The organism is Mycobacterium sp. NTMscope_Eco_3 (assembly GCF_976985685.1).
Map to the genome: position 1 here is coordinate 3,879,478 of NZ_CDRJYZ010000001.1, position 18,642 is coordinate 3,898,119.

The 18,642-nt window shown below is 66.4% G+C and carries 20 protein-coding genes; 7 read left to right on the forward strand and 13 right to left on the reverse strand.

Features of this window, described 5'->3' with window-relative positions:
• Nucleotides 1–3: 3 nt before the first annotated feature.
• On the reverse strand, nt 4–1,749 hold the full coding sequence (gene ctaD, locus AC0KTM_RS17810; RefSeq protein ID WP_225326521.1) for an aa3-type cytochrome oxidase subunit I: 1,746 nt from the start codon (nt 1,747–1,749) through the stop codon (nt 4–6).
• Between the two features lie 286 nt (nt 1,750–2,035).
• Here ctaD and AC0KTM_RS17815 point away from each other — a divergent pair, with 286 nt between their 5' ends.
• Entirely contained in the window at nt 2,036–3,154 is a 1,119-nt protein-coding gene (locus AC0KTM_RS17815; protein WP_425326325.1) for an iron-siderophore ABC transporter substrate-binding protein, read from the forward strand.
• 106 nt (nt 3,155–3,260) lie between these two features.
• Complete coding sequence (locus tag AC0KTM_RS17820; RefSeq protein WP_238956563.1) at nt 3,261–4,301, forward strand: NAD(P)-dependent alcohol dehydrogenase; 1,041 nt, start codon at nt 3,261–3,263, stop codon at nt 4,299–4,301.
• A 4-nt stretch (nt 4,302–4,305) separates the two neighbouring features.
• Here AC0KTM_RS17820 and AC0KTM_RS17825 read toward each other — a convergent pair whose 3' ends face one another.
• Entirely contained in the window at nt 4,306–4,656 is a 351-nt protein-coding gene (locus AC0KTM_RS17825; RefSeq protein ID WP_225326589.1) for a DUF3349 domain-containing protein, read from the reverse strand.
• Between the two features lie 132 nt (nt 4,657–4,788).
• The gene (nrdF, locus tag AC0KTM_RS17830; RefSeq protein ID WP_225326518.1) at nt 4,789–5,763 is read right to left on the reverse strand and encodes a class 1b ribonucleoside-diphosphate reductase subunit beta; all 975 of its coding nucleotides are present in this window, start codon (nt 5,761–5,763) and stop codon (nt 4,789–4,791) included.
• Between the two features lie 209 nt (nt 5,764–5,972).
• Here nrdF and AC0KTM_RS17835 point away from each other — a divergent pair, with 209 nt between their 5' ends.
• Together AC0KTM_RS17835 and AC0KTM_RS17840 are read left to right on the forward strand one after the other, a co-directional pair.
• Nucleotides 5,973–6,419: an SRPBCC family protein gene (locus AC0KTM_RS17835; protein ID WP_238956564.1), complete on the forward strand. Its 447-nt coding sequence runs from the start codon at nt 5,973–5,975 to the stop codon at nt 6,417–6,419.
• Nucleotides 6,403–6,939, forward strand: a complete 537-nt coding sequence (locus AC0KTM_RS17840; RefSeq protein WP_238956565.1) for a TetR family transcriptional regulator — start codon at nt 6,403–6,405, stop codon at nt 6,937–6,939. Before AC0KTM_RS17835 ends, AC0KTM_RS17840 begins: the two co-directional genes overlap by 17 nt.
• 14 nt (nt 6,940–6,953) lie before the next feature.
• On the opposite strand, the gene AC0KTM_RS17845 is transcribed toward AC0KTM_RS17840, so the two are convergent.
• The 4 genes from AC0KTM_RS17845 to AC0KTM_RS17860 all read right to left on the reverse strand — a co-directional run bounded on the left by AC0KTM_RS17845 (nt 6,954) and on the right by AC0KTM_RS17860 (nt 10,803).
• A complete protein-coding gene (locus tag AC0KTM_RS17845; protein ID WP_225326515.1) occupies nt 6,954–7,412 on the reverse strand; it encodes a universal stress protein in 459 nt (152 codons plus the stop codon).
• Nucleotides 7,413–7,464: 52 nt separating this feature from the next.
• On the reverse strand, nt 7,465–9,018 hold the full coding sequence (locus AC0KTM_RS17850; RefSeq protein WP_238956566.1) for a flavin-containing monooxygenase: 1,554 nt from the start codon (nt 9,016–9,018) through the stop codon (nt 7,465–7,467).
• Nucleotides 9,019–9,170: 152 nt separating this feature from the next.
• A complete protein-coding gene (locus AC0KTM_RS17855) occupies nt 9,171–9,899 on the reverse strand; it encodes a TetR/AcrR family transcriptional regulator (RefSeq protein ID WP_255640590.1) in 729 nt (242 codons plus the stop codon).
• Between the two features lie 73 nt (nt 9,900–9,972).
• Nucleotides 9,973–10,803 carry a DUF6597 domain-containing transcriptional factor gene (locus AC0KTM_RS17860; protein ID WP_472416290.1) on the reverse strand — a complete coding sequence of 277 codons (831 nt, stop codon included), beginning with the start codon at nt 10,801–10,803 and terminating at the stop codon, nt 9,973–9,975.
• A 27-nt stretch (nt 10,804–10,830) separates the two neighbouring features.
• On the opposite strand from AC0KTM_RS17860, the gene AC0KTM_RS17865 reads away from it, so the two are divergent.
• The gene (locus AC0KTM_RS17865) at nt 10,831–11,298 is read left to right on the forward strand and encodes a VOC family protein (protein WP_238956567.1); all 468 of its coding nucleotides are present in this window, start codon (nt 10,831–10,833) and stop codon (nt 11,296–11,298) included.
• A gap of 27 nt (nt 11,299–11,325) precedes the next feature.
• Here the strand turns inward: AC0KTM_RS17865 and nrdE are convergent, their stop codons facing one another.
• The 4 genes from nrdE to AC0KTM_RS17885 form a co-directional block, all read right to left on the reverse strand.
• Nucleotides 11,326–13,443 (reverse strand): class 1b ribonucleoside-diphosphate reductase subunit alpha, encoded by a 2,118-nt coding sequence (nrdE, locus tag AC0KTM_RS17870; protein WP_472417500.1) that lies wholly within the window; start codon nt 13,441–13,443, stop codon nt 11,326–11,328.
• Between the two features lie 17 nt (nt 13,444–13,460).
• Nucleotides 13,461–13,904: a class Ib ribonucleoside-diphosphate reductase assembly flavoprotein NrdI gene (gene nrdI / locus AC0KTM_RS17875; protein ID WP_225326510.1), complete on the reverse strand. Its 444-nt coding sequence runs from the start codon at nt 13,902–13,904 to the stop codon at nt 13,461–13,463.
• A 32-nt stretch (nt 13,905–13,936) separates the two neighbouring features.
• Nucleotides 13,937–14,176: a redoxin NrdH gene (locus AC0KTM_RS17880; RefSeq protein ID WP_064936759.1), complete on the reverse strand. Its 240-nt coding sequence runs from the start codon at nt 14,174–14,176 to the stop codon at nt 13,937–13,939.
• A gap of 526 nt (nt 14,177–14,702) precedes the next feature.
• Nucleotides 14,703–15,257 (reverse strand): NAD(P)H-dependent oxidoreductase, encoded by a 555-nt coding sequence (locus AC0KTM_RS17885; protein WP_225341130.1) that lies wholly within the window; start codon nt 15,255–15,257, stop codon nt 14,703–14,705.
• A gap of 92 nt (nt 15,258–15,349) precedes the next feature.
• Between AC0KTM_RS17885 and AC0KTM_RS17890 the strand changes: the two genes are divergently transcribed.
• Both AC0KTM_RS17890 and AC0KTM_RS17895 read left to right on the forward strand, forming a co-directional pair.
• On the forward strand, nt 15,350–15,964 hold the full coding sequence (locus AC0KTM_RS17890) for a TetR/AcrR family transcriptional regulator (RefSeq protein WP_225326508.1): 615 nt from the start codon (nt 15,350–15,352) through the stop codon (nt 15,962–15,964).
• A gap of 8 nt (nt 15,965–15,972) precedes the next feature.
• Nucleotides 15,973–17,016 (forward strand): DNA polymerase IV, encoded by a 1,044-nt coding sequence (locus AC0KTM_RS17895; protein ID WP_472417502.1) that lies wholly within the window; start codon nt 15,973–15,975, stop codon nt 17,014–17,016.
• On the opposite strand, the gene AC0KTM_RS17900 is transcribed toward AC0KTM_RS17895, so the two are convergent.
• Both AC0KTM_RS17900 and AC0KTM_RS17905 read right to left on the reverse strand, forming a co-directional pair.
• Nucleotides 16,951–17,892: an SDR family oxidoreductase gene (locus AC0KTM_RS17900; RefSeq protein ID WP_225326507.1), complete on the reverse strand. Its 942-nt coding sequence runs from the start codon at nt 17,890–17,892 to the stop codon at nt 16,951–16,953. The genes AC0KTM_RS17895 and AC0KTM_RS17900 overlap by 66 nt on opposite strands.
• Before the next feature lie 37 nt (nt 17,893–17,929).
• A complete protein-coding gene (locus AC0KTM_RS17905) occupies nt 17,930–18,565 on the reverse strand; it encodes a TetR/AcrR family transcriptional regulator (RefSeq protein ID WP_225326506.1) in 636 nt (211 codons plus the stop codon).
• Between the last annotated feature and the right edge of the window lie 77 nt (nt 18,566–18,642).

The following is an 18,642-nucleotide window of genomic DNA, read 5'->3' on the forward strand; positions in this document are numbered from 1 at the left end:
CCATCAGCTGCGAACCTGGACGTCGTCCAGCCTGGTGACGTCCTTGTCCGCGGGCCCGTGCGCCCGGCCCACATGCGCCTCGGCGCGCAGCCGCTCCACCATGTGCGGGTAGTGCAACTCGAATGCCGGCCGCTCCGAACGGATTCGGGGCAGCTCGGTGAAGTTGTGCCGCGGCGGCGGGCAGCTGGTCGCCCATTCCAGAGAGTTGCCGTAGCCCCATGGGTCGTCGACGGTGACGACCTCGCCGTAGCGCCAGCTCTTGAAGACGTTCCAGACGAACGGGAACATCGAGGCGCCCAGGATGAAGGCGCCCACCGTCGAGGCGATGTTGTAGGGCTGGAAGCCGTCGCTGGGCAGGTAGTCGGCGTAGCGGCGGGGCATGCCCAGGTCACCCAGCCAGTGCTGGACCAGGAACGTGGTGTGGAACCCGATGAACGTCAACCAGAAGTGCAGCTTGCCCAGCCGCTCGTCGAGCAGCCGGCCGGTCATCTTCGGGAACCAGAAATAGATGCCCGCATACGTCGCGAACACGATGGTGCCGAACAGCACGTAGTGGAAGTGGGCGACGACGAAGTAGCTGTCGGTGACGTGGAAGTCCAGCGGCGGGCTGGCCAGCAGCACGCCGGTCAGGCCACCAAGCAGGAAGGTGAGTAGGAAGCCGATCGAAAACAGCATCGGCGTCTCAAAGGTCAACTGCCCCTTCCACATCGTGCCGATCCAGTTGAAGAACTTGATCCCGGTGGGCACCGCGATCAGGTACGTCATGAACGAAAAGAACGGCAGCAGAACGGCTCCGGTGGCGAACATGTGGTGCGCCCACACCGCGACCGACAGGGCGGCGATCGACAGGGTCGCGTACACCAGCGTGGTGTAGCCGAAGACCGGCTTGCGCGAGAACACCGGGAAGATCTCGGTGACGATCCCGAAGAACGGCAGGGCGATGATGTACACCTCGGGATGGCCGAAGAACCAGAACAGGTGTTGCCACAACAGGACTCCGCCGTTGGACGCGTCGTAGATATGGGCGCCCAGGTGACGGTCGGCGGCCAGCCCGAACAGCGCCGCGGTCAGGATCGGGAACGCGATCAGGATCAGGATCGAGGTCACCAGGATGTTCCAGGTGAAGATCGGCATCCGGAACATCGTCATGCCGGGCGCGCGCATGCACACCACGGTGGTGATCATGTTGACCCCACCCAGGATGGTGCCCAGACCGGCGAGGATCAGCCCGGTGATCCACAGGTCTCCCCCGGCGCCGGGCGAGTGGACGGCGTCAGACAGCGGCGTGTAGGCGGTCCAGCCGAAGTCGGCGGCCCCGCCCGGGACGATGAAGCCGGACGCCGCGATCAGCCCGCCGAACAGGAACAACCAGTACGAGAAGGCGTTCAGCCGCGGGAACGCCACGTCGGGCGCGCCGATCTGCAGCGGCAGCACCAGGTTGGCGAATCCGAACACCACCGGGGTGGCGTACAGCAGGAGCATGATCGTGCCGTGCATGGTGAACAGCTGGTTGAACTGCTCGTTGGACAGGAACTGCAGCCCGGGAGCGGCCAGCTCGGTGCGCATCAGCAACGCCATCAGCCCGCCGATGAAGAAGAAGGCGAAGCAGGTGACGGTGTACATCACGCCGATCAGCTTGTGATCGGTGGTCGTGATCAGTTTGTAGACGAGGTTCCCTTTGGGGCCCATGCGGTCCGGGTACGGACGAACGGCCTCGAGTTCTCCCAAAGGGGGCGCTTCGGCTGTCAACAGCTTCTCCAAACATCCGGATCGGACACTGGCCCAACATCACTATTGAGAGGAATCTTAGCCGTCGATCATGGCGACGTCAGGGCTGGTCCTACAAACTGTCGTAAACGCGTCGGCGGTGCGGCGTGTCCTTCGGCGCGGCGCCGGCAGGGGTCGATGGTGGCGACCCGCTTCGCCCGGCTCCGCCGCGCTCGCGATCGCCACGCGGGTCGATGGTGGCGACCCGCTTCGCCCGGCTCCGCCGCGCTCGCGATCGCCACGCGGGCCGGATGTTAGCGTCTGACGCGTGTTGTTCGGCGTGATCAGACCCGCCGGGCTGGCCTCCCGGATAGCTGTTGCCACCGCGGTGACGGCGGCGGTCGTCGCGGCGTGCGCCGGTTGCGGATCCGACAAGCGCGCCGCCACGCCGCCGGTCCGTTCGCTGGTCACCCCCACCACGCAGATCGCGGGGGCCGGCGTGCTGGGAAACGACCGCCGGCCTGACGATTCGTGCGCCCGCGACGCCGCCGAGGCCGACTCGGGGGCCGCGAAGCGGCGGGTCCACAACGCCGCCGGGGTCGAGCCGGACGTGGTGCAGGTGCCCGCCGACCCGCGGCGCATCGTGGTGCTCTCCGGCGACCAGCTCGACGCGTTGTGCGCGCTGGGCCTGCAATCGCGGGTGGTCGCCGCCGCGTTGCCGGACGGCTCGCCGGGTCAGCCCCCGTATTTGGGTGGTGCGGTGCACGGTGTGCCCGGCGCGGGGACGCGGTCGCACCCGGACGTGAAGGCGATCGAGGCCGCCCACCCCGACCTGATCCTGGGCTCCCAGGGGTTGACGCCCACGTTGTATCCGCAGCTGGCGGCGATCGCCCCCACGGTGTTCACCGGCGCACCGGGCGCAGCCTGGGAGGACAACCTGCGCGCCGTCGGCGCCGCCACCGCGCGCGGCACCGCGATGGACGCGTTGCTCAGCGGGTTTGCGCAACGGGCCACCGACGTGGGCGCGCGGCATGACGCCTCCCACTTTCAGGCGTCGATCGTGCAGCTGACCACCGGGACGATCCGGGTCTACGGCGCCAACAACTTCCCGGCCAGCGTGCTCGGGTCGGTCGGCGTGGACCGGCCGGCCGCGCAGCGGTTCACCGACAAGCCCTACGTCGAGATCGGCGCCACCGACGCGGATCTCGCGAAGGACCCGGATCTGTCGATCGCCGACGCCGACGTGGTGTACCTGTCGTGCGCCTCCCCGGCGGCCGCCGATCGGGCCGCCACGGTCCTCGACAGCGGCCCGTGGCGCAAGCTGTCCGCCAACCGCGACAACCGGGTCTATGTCGTCAACGACGAGATCTGGCAAACCGGCGAGGGGTTGATCGCTGCCCGCGGCATCGTCGACGACCTGCGCCTGGTGAACGCCCCCATCAACTGACGCCGGGCACGGTCGTCGGAACGTGATGTTCGCCCCGATAGTTGGCGGAAGAACGTTACCCTAGCTAAAATTTTGGTCGAAGCCATCAGACCGAAGAGGGAAATTCATGCGCACTGTTTCGGCATACGCCGCCACGTCGGCGACCGGACCGCTGACCAAGACCACCATCGAGCGGCGCGACCCGGGCCCGCGCGACGTGGCCATCGACATCAGGTTCGCCGGCATCTGCCACTCCGACATCCACACGGCCAAAGGCGAATGGGGCACACCGAATTACCCCGTGGTCGTGGGCCACGAGATCGCCGGCGTCGTGACCGAGGTCGGCGCCGAGGTCACCAAGTTCAAGGTGGGCGACCACGTCGGTGTGGGTTGCATGGTGAACTCCTGCGGCCAGTGCAGCAGCTGCGACGCCGGGCTCGAGCAGTACTGCAAGAACGGCGCGACCTTCACCTACAACTCGATCGACAAGGACGGCACGTCGACGCAGGGCGGCTACAGCCAGGCGGTCGTCGTCGACGAGAACTTCGTCTTGCGCATCCCCGACTCGCTGCCGCTGGACAAGGCGGCGCCGCTGCTGTGCGCCGGCATCACGCTGTTCTCTCCGCTGCGGCACTGGAAGGCCGGGCCTGGCACGCGACTGGCGATCATCGGCCTGGGCGGTCTGGGGCACATGGGCGTCAAGCTGGGCGCGGCGATGGGCGCCGAGGTCACCGTGCTGTCGCAGTCGCTGAAGAAGATGGAAGACGGGCTGCGGTTGGGCGCCAAGCATTACTACGCCACCGCCGACCGCGAGACCTTCAAGAAGTTGCGCAGCAGCTTCGACCTGATGCTCAACACCGTCTCGGCGAACCTGAATCTCAACGACTACCTGAGCCTGCTCGACGTCGACGGCACCCTCGTCGAATTGGGCATCCCCGAGCACCCCATGGAGGTGGGGGCGTTCCCGCTGGCGCTGGCGCGCCGCAGCCTGTCCGGGTCGAACATCGGCGGGATCGCCGAGACCCAGGAGATGCTGGACTTCTGCGCCGAACACAACGTCACGCCCGAAATCGAGGTCATCGACCCCGACTACATCAACGAGGCCTACGAGCGCGTCCTGGCCAGCGACGTCCGCTACCGCTTCGTCATCGACATCTCGAAGCTGTAGCGGCTCAGGAAACCGTGTTGGGGGCCGGTTCGGGCTTGCCGTTGGCCGCGCCGGGGTCCTCGGCCGCGTCGGTCGGGTGCGTGATGCCCGCCAGCGGCCAACCCGCGGCGGCCAGCCGGGCCGCCACCCGCGCGATGTTCTCCGGACCGGCGTCGTAGTGGGTCATGTCGGAGATGAAATCGGCGATCACGTCGCGGTTGATCTCGTCGCCCGGCTTGGTTTCCTCGTCAATCGCGTCGACGACTTCCTTGATCTGGTCCTCGGTCAGGGGCGTGCTGCGCAGCAGCTCCAACAGCGGGACGCGATCGGGTCCGGGGACGCCGTCGGGGTAGCCGCATTGCAGCCACTGGATCACCGAACGGAAAAAAGCGGCCGTAGAGGATGGGGTAATCGCCACGCCCACCAGTGTCCCGGCTATTCGGTCGCCGGCGCCACCGGGCCGCCGCGCCCCGGCCACAATTCACGCGGCGTTCACAAACCGCTCAGCTCAGAAGTCCCAGTCCTCGTCCTCGGTGACGACGGCCTTGCCGATCACGTACGACGAGCCCGAACCGGAGAAGAAGTCGTGGTTCTCGTCGGCGTTGGGTGAGAGCGCCGAGAGGATCGCCGGGTTCACGTCCGTCTCGTCGCGCGGGAACAGCGCCTCGTAGCCGAGGTTCATCAGCGCCTTGTTGGCGTTGTAGCGCAGGAACTTCTTGACGTCCTCGGTGAGCCCGACCTCGTCGTAGAGGTCCTGGGTGTATTCCACCTCGTTGTCGTAGAGCTCGAAGAGCAATTCGTAGGTGTAGTCCTTGAGCTCCTGCTTGCGTGCGTCGTCGACCAGCGCCAGGCCGCGCTGGTACTTGTAGCCGATGTAGTAGCCGTGGACGGCCTCGTCGCGGATGATCAGCCGGATCATGTCGGCGGTGTTGGTCAGCTTGGCCCGGCTCGACCAGTACATCGGCAGGTAGAAGCCGGAGTAGAAGAGGAAGCTCTCCAGCAGCGTGGAGGCGACCTTGCGCTTGAGCGGTTCGTCGCCCTTGTAGTACTGCATGACGATCTCGGCCTTGCGCTGCAGGTTGGGGTTCTCCTCCGACCAGCGGAACGCGTCGTCGATCTCGGCCGTCGAGCACAGCGTGGAGAAGATGTTGCTGTAGCTGCGCGCGTGCACCGACTCCATGAACGCGATGTTGGTGTAGACGGCCTCCTCGTGCGGGGTCAGCGCGTCGGGAATGAGGCTGACCGCCCCGACCGTGCCCTGGATGGTGTCCAGCAACGTCAGGCCGGTGAACACCCGCATGGTCATCTGCTTTTCGTGGGCGGTCAGGGTGCCCCACGACGGCAGGTCGTTGGACACCGGCACCTTCTCGGGCAACCAGAAGTTGCCGGTGAGCCGGTCCCACACCTCCGCGTCCTTTTCGTCCTGCAGCCGGTTCCAGTTGATCGCCGAAACGCGGTCAATCAGCTTCATGTTCTCGGTCACCAGAACCCCGCTTCACACGCCGTTTTGCCTGAGGGACGTCAGGCTCCAGACACTACCCCTGGGGTACGACAACCGAGCGCAACACAAGAAGTTGTGTTTGTGCGTGTCGCGGACGCCCGCGGGCCGCCGGATTTACTTCCTTCTCCAGTATGCGCGCGTCGGCCGGCGCGGCGTGGGCAAAACCGGGCACAAGATGTACCATTTGGTACATGATTACCGAAGACAGCGTCGAGATCGACGCGCCGGCGCACCTGGTATGGAAGGTCTTCAGCGACGTCGAGCGCTGGCCCGAATGGACGGCGTCGGTGACGTCGCTGGCCGCGGTGGACGGGCCCGGCCTCGCCGTCGGCGGGCGGTTCGCGATCAAACAGCCACGCATGTCGAAGTTGGTGTGGACGATCACCGAACTCGACCCGGGGACGTCCTGGACGTGGGTGCAGCGCGCTCCCGGCGCGACGGCCAGCGCCCGCCACGACGTGATCCCCCAGCCGGGCGGGGGCACCCTGGTGCGCCAGCGCATCGACCAGAACGGCGTGCTCGGCGCCCTCGTCGGACGGCTCATGCGATCGATGACCCAGCGATACCTCAAACTCGAGGCCGAAGGCCTCAAGGCCCGCTCCGAGCAACTCAGCCGCGCCGATGGCGCGCACCCCTGACACCGAGCGGCGCCGCCAACTCCTCGATGCCCTCGTCACCGAGTTCGCCGCCGGTGGCATCGGCGACCGGTCGCTGCGCGCGGTGGCCGACGCGGTCGGCACGAGCCACCGAATGTTGTTGCACCACTTCGGTTCTCGTGAAGACATGCTTGTGGCGATCGTCGAGGAGGTCGAGCGCCGCCAGATGGGGCTGCTGGCCGAACTGCCCACCGACCCGGCCGAGAGCTTCGCCGCCATGTGGGCAGATCTCCGTCGGCCCGAACTGCGACAGTTCGAGCGTCTCTTCTTCGAGTGTTACGCCCGCGCCGCCCAGGGCGAAAAGCCTTTTGCCGCAATGGTTCCCGGCGCCGTCGACGGGTGGCTGGAAGAGGCCGCGACCGTCGCCGGCGCCGCGTCCGACCCCGCCCTGGCCAGGTTGGGATTGGCCGTAATCCGCGGCCTGCTACTGGATCTCGTGGCCACCGACGACGCCGCCGGCGTCGACGCGGCCGCGCGCGCCTTCACGGAGCTGCTCAACTGATTCGAAGCGATGGTTCAGTTGGCGGTGTGGACGATCAGGACATCGGTCTTGACCCTGCGGGAGACCTCGGACGGGACCGATCCCAGCAGCCGCCCGGCGACGCTGTTGAGCCCGACGTTGCCCACCACCATCAGGTCGGCGCCGACCTCCTCGGCCAGCTGCACCAGCACGTTGATCGGGGCACCCACGATCGACCGCTCCTCCACGTTCCTGGCCCCCGCTTGGTGCGCCCGTTCCTTGGCGTTCTGCAGGATCGCGTAGTACGGGGCCTCCCCAACCGTCCGATAGTCCTGGCCGTGGTCGCTCCCCGGCGGGATGGCGTAGCGGCCGCGTTCCTGGGGGACGGGGAGATGCGCCGTCACAACGATCAGTTTCGCGCCGTGATCCGCGGCGATCGCCGCTGCGCGATCCACCGCGCGCAGCGACGAGTCCGAGCCATCGGTGCCGACCACGACGGTCTGATAGGCGCTCATTTCCCTGAAACTGTAACGCCGGGCGGCGGCCAAAACCCCCAAACGGTGTGGTTCAACTTCGCACGGGGGCCGCGTGCCTGCCCGTGCTGACGCCGTAGAACTGGTATTCCGCAGGCTTGACCGAGCGGGTCGCCCGCCAGTACTCCCAGGTGTAGCCGCCCCACAGCACGGTGTTCTTGCCGTGCTCGTCCAGATACCAGCTGCTGCAGCCGCCGCTGTTCCACACCGACGGGCCCAGCCTGCGCTGCAGCTCGTCGTTGAACGCGTCCTGGGCGGCGCGGGTCGGGGCGAGCGCCTGCGCGCCCAGCTTGTCGCAGGTGGCGATCGCGTCGGCGACGTAACGGATTTGGGACTCGATCATGAACACCACCGAGTTGTGCCCCAGCCCGGTGTTGGGGCCCAGCAGAAAGAACAGGTTGGGCACATCGGCGACGGTGATCCCGCGGTGGGCGCCGATGCCCTCGCGATTCCAGCGGTCCACCAGATCCTCGCCGTGCAGGCCCTTGATCTGGACGTAGGTGTAGGAGTCGGTGACGTGAAAACCGGTGGCGTACACGATGACATCGGCTTTCCGGTGCGTGCCGTCGACGGTGACGATGCCGTCGGACGTGATCCGCGAAATGTGGTCGGTGACCAGTTCGGTCTTCGGGTCGGCCACCGCCCCGTAATAGGTGGAGGAGTTCAGGATTCGCTTGCACCCGACGCGGTAGTTGGGAATCAGCTTGCGGCGCAACTCCCGATCCTTGACCGATCGACGAATGTTGTACTTGCAGTACGCCTCGATGAACTTGAGCAGGTTGGGCCGCTTGGTCATTCCGAAGGCCAGCGCCTCCTGGCCCCAGTAGATGGCCAGTCGCACCAGCGCCCGCAGGCCGGGCACGTTCTCCATGGCGCGGCGCACCGCCGGCGGGATCTCGGGGTTCGAGCGCGGCACCACCCACGGCGGGGTGCGTTGGTAGAGCTGAAGTTCGGCGACCTGCCCGACGATCTCCGGCACGATCTGGATCGCGCTGGCGCCGGTCCCGATCACCGCCACCCGCTTGCCGGTCAGGTCGATGCTGTGGTCCCACTCCGCGGAATGGAAAGCGGCACCGGCGAATTCGTCGCGACCCTCGATGTCGGGCATGGACGGGATGTGCAGCGCGCCGGCACCCGAAATCAGGAACTGCGCGACGTATTCACGCCCGTCGGCGGTGAACACGTGCCAGCGGTGCTCCTCATCGTCCCAGTGCGCCCGGTCCACCAACGAGTTGAACTCCATGTAGCGGCGCAGCCCGTACTTCTCCGTGACCCCCTTGAGGTAGTCCCAGATCTCGGGCTGATAGGAGAACGGGTTCTTCCAGTCCGGCTTGGGCTCGAACGAAAACGAATACAGGTGCGACGGGATGTCGCAGGCGCACCCGGGATAGCTGTTGTCACGCCAGGTGCCGCCGATGTCGTCGGCCTTTTCCAGGATGACGAAGCCCACCCCCTGCTTCTGCAGCGCGATGGCCATCCCCAGGCCGGAGAACCCGGTCCCGATGATGACGGCGCGGGTGTGGACGGGCTTCGGGGCCTTGGCCGCGGGGACGGGTGCGGTCTCGGTGTGTGTCACGACGTCGGTCACGGTCGATCGGTCTTTCTCGTCGGGCCAGTCTCGGGTCGGCGCTCGCTGGCATCCTCGGCCGTAGCCGCCCCGCTGGCGCAGATACCCAGTACCCAGGGTATCGGTTGGGACGAGTGTTGACGATCGCCAGGGCGATGTCAACGTGCCAAAGGTCAGCCCGCGGCGCGGTTGGCCGGGACCACGCTGTGGATCGGCTGGTCAGGGTCCATGCGGATGCCGAGCGCCTCGGCGGTGCCGACGATGACCCCCATCATGATCGTCGTGAGGTGGGCCACGAATTGCTCGCGCGGCATGCGAAGAGGGCTGTCGGGGTCGGGACCCAGCCACCACTCGGTGGCCGACGCGGCCGAGCCGAACGCCGCATGCCCGGCCAGCTCGACGGCCGCGTGGTCCAGCTCCATCTCGCGGAGCTCGTTGTCGAACATGTCGGCCACGGCCAGGGTGATACCTCGGCCCTCGTTGAGGATCTGTGGGCTTGCCGCGGAACGGCCCTGGATGAAGACCCGCAGCACGTTGGGGTGCTTGTCGACCAGGTTGGCGTACTCCTCGACGGCGCGCCGGATCACCTCGCGAGCCGAGTCGGTCTTCAGGTCGATGGATGGAAAGATCGCCGTCCACAACATGTCGCGCAGCCGCTCCCCGATCGCCTGGAACAGGTCGGACTTGTCGTGAAAATGCCGGTAGATCTTCGGTTTGGCGGTGCCGGCCTCTTCGGCGATTTCCCGCACGGACAGTTCGGGTCCGAGCCGGTCGATGGCGCGGAACGCCGCGTCGACGATGTCGCTGCGCACTTTCTTGCGGTGCTCGCGCCAGCGTTCGCTGCGCGCGTCGACCTTGGCCCCCGGCTTGGCGGCCGGGTGGGGCCTAGAGGGTCGAGGCATTCTCACCACGAAACGCACTTTACCCCGTCGCGGCTTCTGACCTGGGCAGACTGGCGGGACGAGGACACCGCGGTTAACGGTGCCGCTGGGCGTACTCCCCGGGGCTGCAGCCGAGCATCGACCGGAACTCGTTGGTGAAGTGCGCCTGGTCGTACCAGCCGAGGCGGACGGCCAGCTCGGCGAAGTCGACGCGACGATCGCTCTCGATCGCCAACGCAGCTTGCTGCAGGCGGTAACGGCACAGCACCCATTTGACCGGCACACCGACGTAGCGCCGGAACACGCGCTGAGTGGTTCGCGCGCTCCACGGCGAGCAAGTCATCACTTGTTCCACGCGGTGCAAAGCGTCGTCGTCGTGCATCCGCCGTAGCAGCGCCGTGAGGGCCTCGTAGGTCGGGTCGGAGACCGTTGCGGCGCCGATCGCCGTGTCCAGTTGCGCGGCGGCGAGCTCGATGTCGTCATCGAAAAGCATTGGACCGCTGAACAAGTCATCGTCGACTCGAACGATTCGGCCGGTCAGCGCAGCCGCGTCGCGTCCGAATCGGGCGGCGAACCCGCCGGCGCGGAAACGCGCACCGACAACCGCACCGCGCCCCGACAACGTGATGGTGAAGACCCTCTCGACGACACCGTGTACCAGGGTGGCGGGCAAAGCGAATCCATGGCGCGGGGAGTCGGTGCCCCACTCGTGGCTGAGGTTGATCGACGGGAAAGTGATCACTTGGCTTTCACGCGGCGGCTGGCCGGTCAGATCCCAGCACACCGACCAAAAATGCTCGACGAATTTGGCGGCGGCCTCCGACGGCGCTTGGCGACGGAGGTCGAACGCCGTTGCGCTCCCCGCGCGCCCGACCACGCCCGGCTGTGGACCAATCGCCTGTGGCGCGTTTTTCCAAGCCTGCACATCACGAATCTAGCCAAGCTGGTTGCCATGACTGAGCAACCGATTCCCGAGGGCTACACGAGTTTGACCCCGTTCTTGGTCGTCGATGGCGCCGAAGCCGCCATCAACTTTTACGTCGACGTCTTCGGTGCGACACTCGTCGAGAAGATGGCCGGGCCGAATGACACGATCGCGCACGCGGAGCTGGACTTCGGCCACGGCAGGTTGCAACTGGCCGATCCCAACCCCGGCTATCACCTCGAAGCCCCCGGCCGGACAGAATCGGTGACCCATTCGATGGCGTTGTACTGCACCGACGTCGACGACGTGTTGGCGCGGGCCCAGAGGGCGGGCGCGACGGTACGCGAGGCGGCCCAGACCTTCGTCACCGGCGACCGGTTCGGCTCAATCGTCGACCCCTTCGGGCACCGCTGGTCGATCATGACGAGGGTCGAAGACATCGATGCCGCCGAGCGCGAACACCGGCTTGCCGGCTGGGGCGCCGACAACCTCTAAAGCACTCCCCGAGAGTGCGTCGGTGCCCTACAGCATGCAGGACACGCAGCCCTCGACCTCTGTTCCCTCCAACGCCAGCTGGCGCAAGCGGATGTAGTACAGCGTCTTGATTCCCTTGCGCCAGGCGTAGATCTGCGCCTTGTTCACGTCGCGGGTGGTGGCGGTGTCCTTGAAGAACAGCGTCAGCGACAGTCCCTGATCCACGTGCTGCGTCGCCGCGGCGTAGGTGTCGATGATCTTCTCGTAGCCGATCTCGTAGGCGTCCTGGTAGTACTCCAGGTTGTCGTTGGTCAGATACGGCGCCGGGTAGTAGACGCGGCCGATCTTGCCTTCCTTGCGGATCTCGATCTTGCTCGCCACCGGATGGATCGAGCTGGTCGAGTGGTTGATGTAGCTGATCGACCCCGTCGGCGGGACGGCCTGCACGTTCTGGTTGTAGATGCCGTGCGTCTGCACCGACTCCTTCAGCCGCCGCCAATCGTCTTGCGTCGGAATGCGAATGCCCGCCTCGGCGAAGATCTCCCGGACCCGCGGGGTGGCCGGCTCCCACACCTGTTCGGTGTACTTGTCGAAGAACTCACCCGAGGCGTACTTCGACTTCTCGAAGCCACCGAACTTGCTTCCCCGTTCGATCGCAATGCGATTCGACGCGCGCAGCGCGTGGTAGAGCACGGTGTAGAAGTAGATGTTGGTGAAGTCGACGCCCTCTTCTGAGCCATAGTGGATGCGCTCGCGGGCCAGGTAGCCGTGCAGGTTCATCTGGCCGAGCCCGATTGCGTGGGACTCGTTGTTGCCCTGCTCGATTGAGGGCACCGAGGTGATGTGCGTCTGATCGCTCACCGCCGTCAGCGCGCGGATCGCCACCTCGATGGTCTGCGCGAAGTCGGGCGAGTCCATCGTCTTGGCGATGTTCAGCGACCCCAGGTTGCACGAAATGTCCTTGCCCACTTTGGCATACGACAAGTCGTCGTTGAACACCGACGGCGTGGAGACCTGCAGGATCTCCGAGCACAGGTTCGAGTGGGTGATCTTGCCGTCGATCGGGTTGGCCCGGTTCACCGTGTCCTCGAACATGATGTACGGGTAGCCGGATTCGAACTGCAGCTCGGCCAGCGTCTGGAAGAACTCGCGCGCTTTGATTTTGGTCTTGCGAATGCGGGCATCGTCGACCATCTCGTAGTACTTCTCGGTGACCGAGATGTCGGCGAACGGCAGACCGTAGACACGCTCGACGTCATACGGCGAGAACAGGTACATGTCCTCGTTCTTCTTGGCCAGCTCGAAGGTGATGTCCGGGATCACCACGCCCAGGCTCAGCGTCTTGATGCGGATCTTCTCGTCGGCGTTCTCGCGCTTGGTGTCCAGGAACCGGTAGATGTCCGGGTGGTGCGCGTGCAGGTACACCGCGCCCGCGCCCTGGCGGGCACCGAGCTGGTTGGCGTAGGAGAACGAGTCCTCGAGCAGCTTCATGATCGGGATGACGCCCGAGGACTGGTTCTCGATGTTCTTGATCGGGGCGCCGTGCTCGCGAATGTTGCTCAGCAGCAACGCAACTCCCCCGCCACGCTTGGACAGCTGCAGCGCGGAGTTGATCGATCGCCCGATGGACTCCATGTTGTCTTCGATGCGCAGCAGAAAGCAGCTCACCGGTTCCCCGCGCTGCTTTTTGCCCGAGTTCAAAAACGTCGGGGTGGCCGGCTGGAAACGGCCGTCGATGATCTCGTCGACGAGCTTTTCGGCCAGGATGGTGTCACCGGAGGCCAGCGTCAGCGCCACCATGACGACGCGGTCCTCGAAGCGCTCGAGGTAACGCTTCCCGTCGAACGTCTTCAGTGTGTAGGAGGTGTAGTACTTGAACGCCCCCAGGAACGTCGGGAAACGGAACTTCTTGGCGTAGGCCCGGTCCAGCAGCGTCTTGACGAAGTTGCGACTGTACTGGTCGAGGACCTCGCGCTCGTAATAGTTCTCCTTGATCAGGTAGTCGAGCTTCTCGTCCTGATTGTGGAAGAACACCGTGTTCTGGTTGACGTGCTGCAGGAAGTACTGGTGCGCGGCCTCGCGGTCCTTGTCGAACTGGATCTTGCCGTCCGCGTCGTACAGATTCAGCATCGCGTTGAGCGCGTGATAGTCCGTCTCCCCCGGCAACGCGTGGGCTCCGGTGGTTACAGGCTCTGCAGCGACGGTTGTTGACACGTCTGTTCCTTCCAGAAATCGGCTAAGCCCGCGCGGACGGCATCCACGTCGTCCTGGGTTCCCATTAGTTCGAAGCGGTAGAGGTACGGAACGCCGCACTTGCGCGAGATCACGTCACCCGCGTAGGCGAATTCGGCGCCGAAGTTGTTGTTGCCCGCGGCGATGACGCCGCGGATCAACGAACGGTTGTGTTCATTGTTCAAAAAGGCGATGACCTGTTTGGGGACATAGCCGCCGGCGTTGAGGTCAGGAGTCGCCCGGCCGCCGCCGTAGGTGGGCAGCACCAGGACGTAGGGCTGGTCCACCTCGATACGGCCGTGCAGCGGTATCCGCGTGGCGGGAATCCCCAGCTTCTCCACGAAGCGGTGGGTGTTCTCCGACACGGAGGAGAAATAGACCAGGTTGCGCCCCATGGTGCCGCAACCTCCTTACCTAACGTCTTGCCTTACGCGCTGAGTTCCACCGCGGCGAGCGCCTTGATGCGATCGGGCCGGAATCCCGACCAGTGGTCGTTGCCCGCCACCACGACGGGAGCCTGCAGGTAGCCCAGCGCCATCACGTAATCACGCGCCTCGGAGTCCAACGTGATGTCGACCTTGTCGTAGACGATGCCCTGCTTGTCCAGCGCCTTGTAGGTGGCGCTGCACTGCACGCATGCCGGCTTGGTGTACACGGTGATGCTCATAGAATGCCGCTCCTTTGCGGAAGAGGGGGACCCAATGGACTGGCAACTACTTTTGGACTGCGTCTTTGCTAGGTTCAGCGATCCGGCAGGCGCCCAGATTCCCGTCGTGCGGCGACCAGTGCCGAAGACCTGTCTTCGACCACTTCGCGCCGATTTCGGGGGTTCACCGAGCCTGGCTGGCTTGGCGATCCTGGGATCCGCCGGTGCATCGAAACACTACACCTAGTGGCTGACAAGATGTCGAGATACAAGATGTTCTGAATAACATTTCTGAAATTCCCTGGTCGTAAGGCCTGTGTCGAACAAATTCAGACACCCGCCCCGGCGTGTCGCAGATCACACGCCGAGACGAAGGCGCCTCCGTGTATGGGTATAGCAGCGGCCACCGACAACCCGGTTTCGCCCCGCCGCCCGCGGCGCGCACACCGACAGCTAGCAAAGCCGCCAGACGACGCTGGCGGCTTTGGCTATTCGGCAACGACAACCTCGCTGGTCGCCTCCCGGCCGGCTTGTCGACTTCGGCCAATCAGCCGGCTTCGGCGGCGAGCTTGCCCACCACATCGCGCACGTTCGCCGAGAGCTCGGCATCCTCGGCGGGGGCCCTGCCTTCCAGCGTGGTGAACGGCACGGACAGTTTGATCGACTCGACGACCCGCGCGCCGGCGATGCCGAAGGACTTGCGGGTCTCGTCGTGCGCCCACACCCCGCCGTACCGGCCGAAGGATCCCCCGATGACCGCCAGCGGCTTGCCTTTCAGCGCGCCGTCGCCAAAGGGGCGCGACAGCCAGTCGATCGCGTTCTTGACGACCGCCGGAATGCTGCCGTTGTACTCGGGGGTGACCACCAGAGCGGCGTCGGCGTCGGCCGCCGCGGCGCGCAACGCGGCCACCGGAGCCAGCGGCGGCGCGTCGGCGTTCATCGCGTCGTCGATCTCCTCGTTGTAGAACGGCAGGTCACCGAGCCCTTCGAAGAGCGTGACGGTGACGCCGTCGGTGGCGACGGCCCGCGCCAATTCGGCGATCTGACGGTTGATCGACGCCGCCCGCAGGCTTCCCACTAACGCCAAGATTGTGATTGCCACTTCTCGCAGTTCCCTTCGGTCGTTGGTATACATCCTCGCACGACCTAAACGGACTGTGGTCCGATTTATTCCGTGAGCGTTAAAGTGCAGGGGTGAGCGACGTCGAACGGTCGGGCGAGCTGCCCGTGTGCATCCCGCAGCTGCCGGCGCGGGAGCGCGGCGACGCCGTGCGCAACCGCGCGCTGCTGCTGGATGCGGCGCGCCGCCTGGTCGCCGAGCGCGGGGCCGACGCCGTCACCATGGACGACGTCGCCGCGGCCGCCGGCGTCGGCAAGGGCACGCTGTTCCGCCGGTTCGGCAGCCGGGCCGGCCTGATGATGGTGCTGCTCGACGAGGACGAACGGGCCAGCCAGGAGGCGTTCCTGTTCGGTCCGCCGCCGCTGGGGCCGGATGCCCCGCCGTTGGATCGGCTCGTGGCCTTCGGCCGGGAACGGATGTGCTTCGCCCACACCCACCGCGCGCTGCTGTCCGCGGCCAACCGCGACCCGCGGACTCGTCACGCGCCGGCGGCCGCCGTCCTGCGCAGGCACGTGCGCGTGGTGCTGGCCTCGGCGAAGACCACCGGCGACCTCGATGCCCAGACCGACGCATTGCTCGCGTTGCTGGACGTGGATTACGTCGAGCATCAGCTGACCGAGCGCGGTCACACCCTGGCGACGTTGGGCGACGCGTGGGAAAGCCTGGCGCGCAAGCTCTGCGGGCGGTGAACGCCGGAATGCCCACCGCGGCACGGGATTGGGTCCTGCACGTGGACCTCGATCAGTTCCTGGCCTCGGTCGAGTTGCGCCGTCGCCCCGAGCTGGCCGGGCTGCCCGTCATCGTCGGCGGCAACGGCGATCCGAGCGAACCGCGCAAGGTCGTCACCTGCGCCTCCTACGAGGCCCGGGAATTGGGTGTCCGCGCGGGCATGCCGCTACGCGCCGCCGCCCGCCGCTGCCCCGAGGCGACCTTCCTCCCCTCGGACCCCGCCGCGTACGACGCGGCATCGGGGCAAGTGATGGGCCTGCTGCGGGATCTGGGACATCCGGTGGAGGTGTGGGGCTGGGACGAGGCCTACGTCGCGGTCCACGCCGAGGACCCCACCGAGGCGGCACAACGCATCCGCAGCGTCATCTCCTCGGAAACCGGGCTGTCCTGCTCGGTGGGCATCAGCGACAACAAGCAGCGCGCCAAGGTCGCCACCGGTTTTGCCAAGCCGGACGGCATCTTCGTGCTCACCGATGCGAATTGGATGACGCTGATGGCCGACCGTCCGGTCGACGCGCTGTGGGGCGTGGGTCCCAAGACGGCGAAAAAGCTTGCGGACCTTGAGATCACGACGGTGTGGCAACTGGCCGGCAGCGACGCCGAGTTGTTGACGGCCACGTTCGGGGCGCGCACCGGGCTGTGGCTGCTCCTGCTGGCCAAGGGCGGCGGCGACAGCCACGTCAGCGCCGAGCCGTGGGTGCCGCGCTCGCGCAGCCACGTCGTCACCTTTCCCCGCGACCTCACCGATCGCGCCGAAATGGACGCGGCCGTAACGGGTTTGGCCGAGCAAGCGCTGGACGACGTGCTGGCCGAAGCGCGGGTGGTGACGCGGGTGGCGGTTACCGTGCGGACCGCAACCTTCTACACCCGCACCAAGATTCGCAAACTCGACGCGCCCACCACCGATCGCGACACGATCGTCGCCGCGGCGTTGCGCGTCCTGGATTTATTCTCCCTCGACCGGCCGGTCCGCTTGCTCGGGGTGCGGCTGGAGTTGCTCATGCCGGACTAGCGGCGCCGGGTTGGGCGGGGCGGGCCGCAGCGCGCGGGTGAAGATCACGTTCACCTGGCGCATCGCGACGCTATAGGGCCACCACGCAAGCCTTTTGAACGCGTAGAGCGCCCGGATGTCGGCCGAGGTGTAGATCAGGTATCGGTTCTTGGTGACCCCGGCCAGGATCTTCTCGGCGGCCTTCTCCGGCGACACGGCGTGGCCGGCGAATCGCCGTATCCAGCGGGCGACGTTGGGGTCCTCGCGGTCCACGCCGGCGATCTCCACGGTCCCTACCAGCGGCGTGTTCACCGCGCCGGGAACCACGACCGACACCCCGATGCGGTGGCGGGCCAGGTCGAAGCGCAGCACCTCCGAGACGCCGCGCAGTCCGTACTTGCTGGCGCTGTAGGCGGCGTGCCAGGGCAAAGCGACCAGCCCGGCCGCCGAGGACACGTTGACCAGATGGCCGCCCCGCTTGGCCGCCACCATCGGCGGCACGAAGGTCTCGATGACGTGGATCGGACCCATCAGGTTGATGGCGACCATCTTGCTCCACTGCTGGTGGGTCAGCCGGTCGACGGTGCCCCAGGCTGATACGCCGGCGATGTTGAGCACCAGGTCCATGGGCGGATGCGCGGCGTGGATGTCCGCGCCGAACGCGGCCACCTGGTCGTAGTCGGCGATGTCCAGCGACCGATGCTCGGGGACCTCCGCGCCCAGGGCGCGGGCGTCGGCCACGGTCAATTCCAGACCCTCGGAGTCGCGGTCGGTCAGATAGAGCTCGGCGCCATGGGCGGCGAGCCGCAACGCCGTGGCGCGGCCGATGCCGCTGGCCGCCCCGGTGACAAAGCACCGCTTCCCCGCGAAATACCGCCCGGATGCCTTCTTCGCCATGGCGCTGACGATACCGCCGGTACCACCCAGACCGGCTCTAGGGACGACCGGCCCACAGCGCGTGCAGCCACAACTGCTCGAGCACGCGTACCCGTCGGTCACGATCGCTGTCGGATCCGGTCAGAATCGGGTCGCCGGTCAACACCAGCGCGGTGGTACCGGTCAGGGTGCGGATCAGCGTCGGAAGATCGTCGCTGATCGGTCGGGCGGTCCCGGCCTTCATCTCGGCCTCGACGATGGCGACGATCTGCGCCAGCACCACCTCGAATTGCTGGTCGAGCAGATCGCGGATCTCGACGTCGGTGTGGCGGGCCTCGTTGCAGGCGGTCACCACCGGATCGTTGTGCTCGTAGACGGCGGCGGCGCTGCCGACCATCCGTTTGGCGAACTCCTCGGGCGACTCGCCCGCCTGGCGCGGCGCGAAGTACTGCGTGAGTTCCTCGAGCTCTTCGGTGGCCTCGGCCATCAGCTGTGCCAGCACCGCGTACTTGGAGTCGAAATAGAAGTAGAAGCCGGATCGGGCCACCCCGGCCCGCAGGCTGATCGTGCTGACCGACAACTCGGCGAACGGCTTTTCCTGCAGCAGTTCGCGCACGGCCTCCACGATCGCCTGGCGTTGCTTGTCGCCACGCCGACGTGCGCCCGGCTCCGGATTGGCGGGGTGGCTGCTCACTCCCTGACCTTGCACCACGCCGCGTAAAAAGCAAACTTGACAGCCGTCAAGTTTTTCAGCGAAGGTATTAAACAGTG

Bases quoted from the DNA above. Each gene is read 5' to 3' on its own strand.
- AC0KTM_RS17820 (WP_238956563.1), top strand. From the start codon at position 3,261: ATGCGCACTGTTTCGGCATACGCCGCCACGTCGGCGACCGGACCGCTG.
- AC0KTM_RS17835 (WP_238956564.1), top strand. From the start codon at position 5,973: ATGATTACCGAAGACAGCGTCGAGATCGACGCGCCGGCGCACCTGGTA.
- AC0KTM_RS17840 (WP_238956565.1), top strand. From the start codon at position 6,403: ATGGCGCGCACCCCTGACACCGAGCGGCGCCGCCAACTCCTCGATGCC.
- AC0KTM_RS17845 (WP_225326515.1), bottom strand. From the start codon at position 7,412: ATGAGCGCCTATCAGACCGTCGTGGTCGGCACCGATGGCTCGGACTCG.
- AC0KTM_RS17855 (WP_255640590.1), bottom strand. From the start codon at position 9,899: ATGCCTCGACCCTCTAGGCCCCACCCGGCCGCCAAGCCGGGGGCCAAG.
- AC0KTM_RS17865 (WP_238956567.1), top strand. From the start codon at position 10,831: ATGACTGAGCAACCGATTCCCGAGGGCTACACGAGTTTGACCCCGTTC.
- nrdI (WP_225326510.1), bottom strand. From the start codon at position 13,904: ATGGGGCGCAACCTGGTCTATTTCTCCTCCGTGTCGGAGAACACCCAC.
- AC0KTM_RS17880 (WP_064936759.1), bottom strand. From the start codon at position 14,176: ATGAGCATCACCGTGTACACCAAGCCGGCATGCGTGCAGTGCAGCGCC.
- AC0KTM_RS17895 (WP_472417502.1), top strand. From the start codon at position 15,973: ATGCCCACCGCGGCACGGGATTGGGTCCTGCACGTGGACCTCGATCAG.
- AC0KTM_RS17900 (WP_225326507.1), bottom strand. From the start codon at position 17,892: ATGGCGAAGAAGGCATCCGGGCGGTATTTCGCGGGGAAGCGGTGCTTT.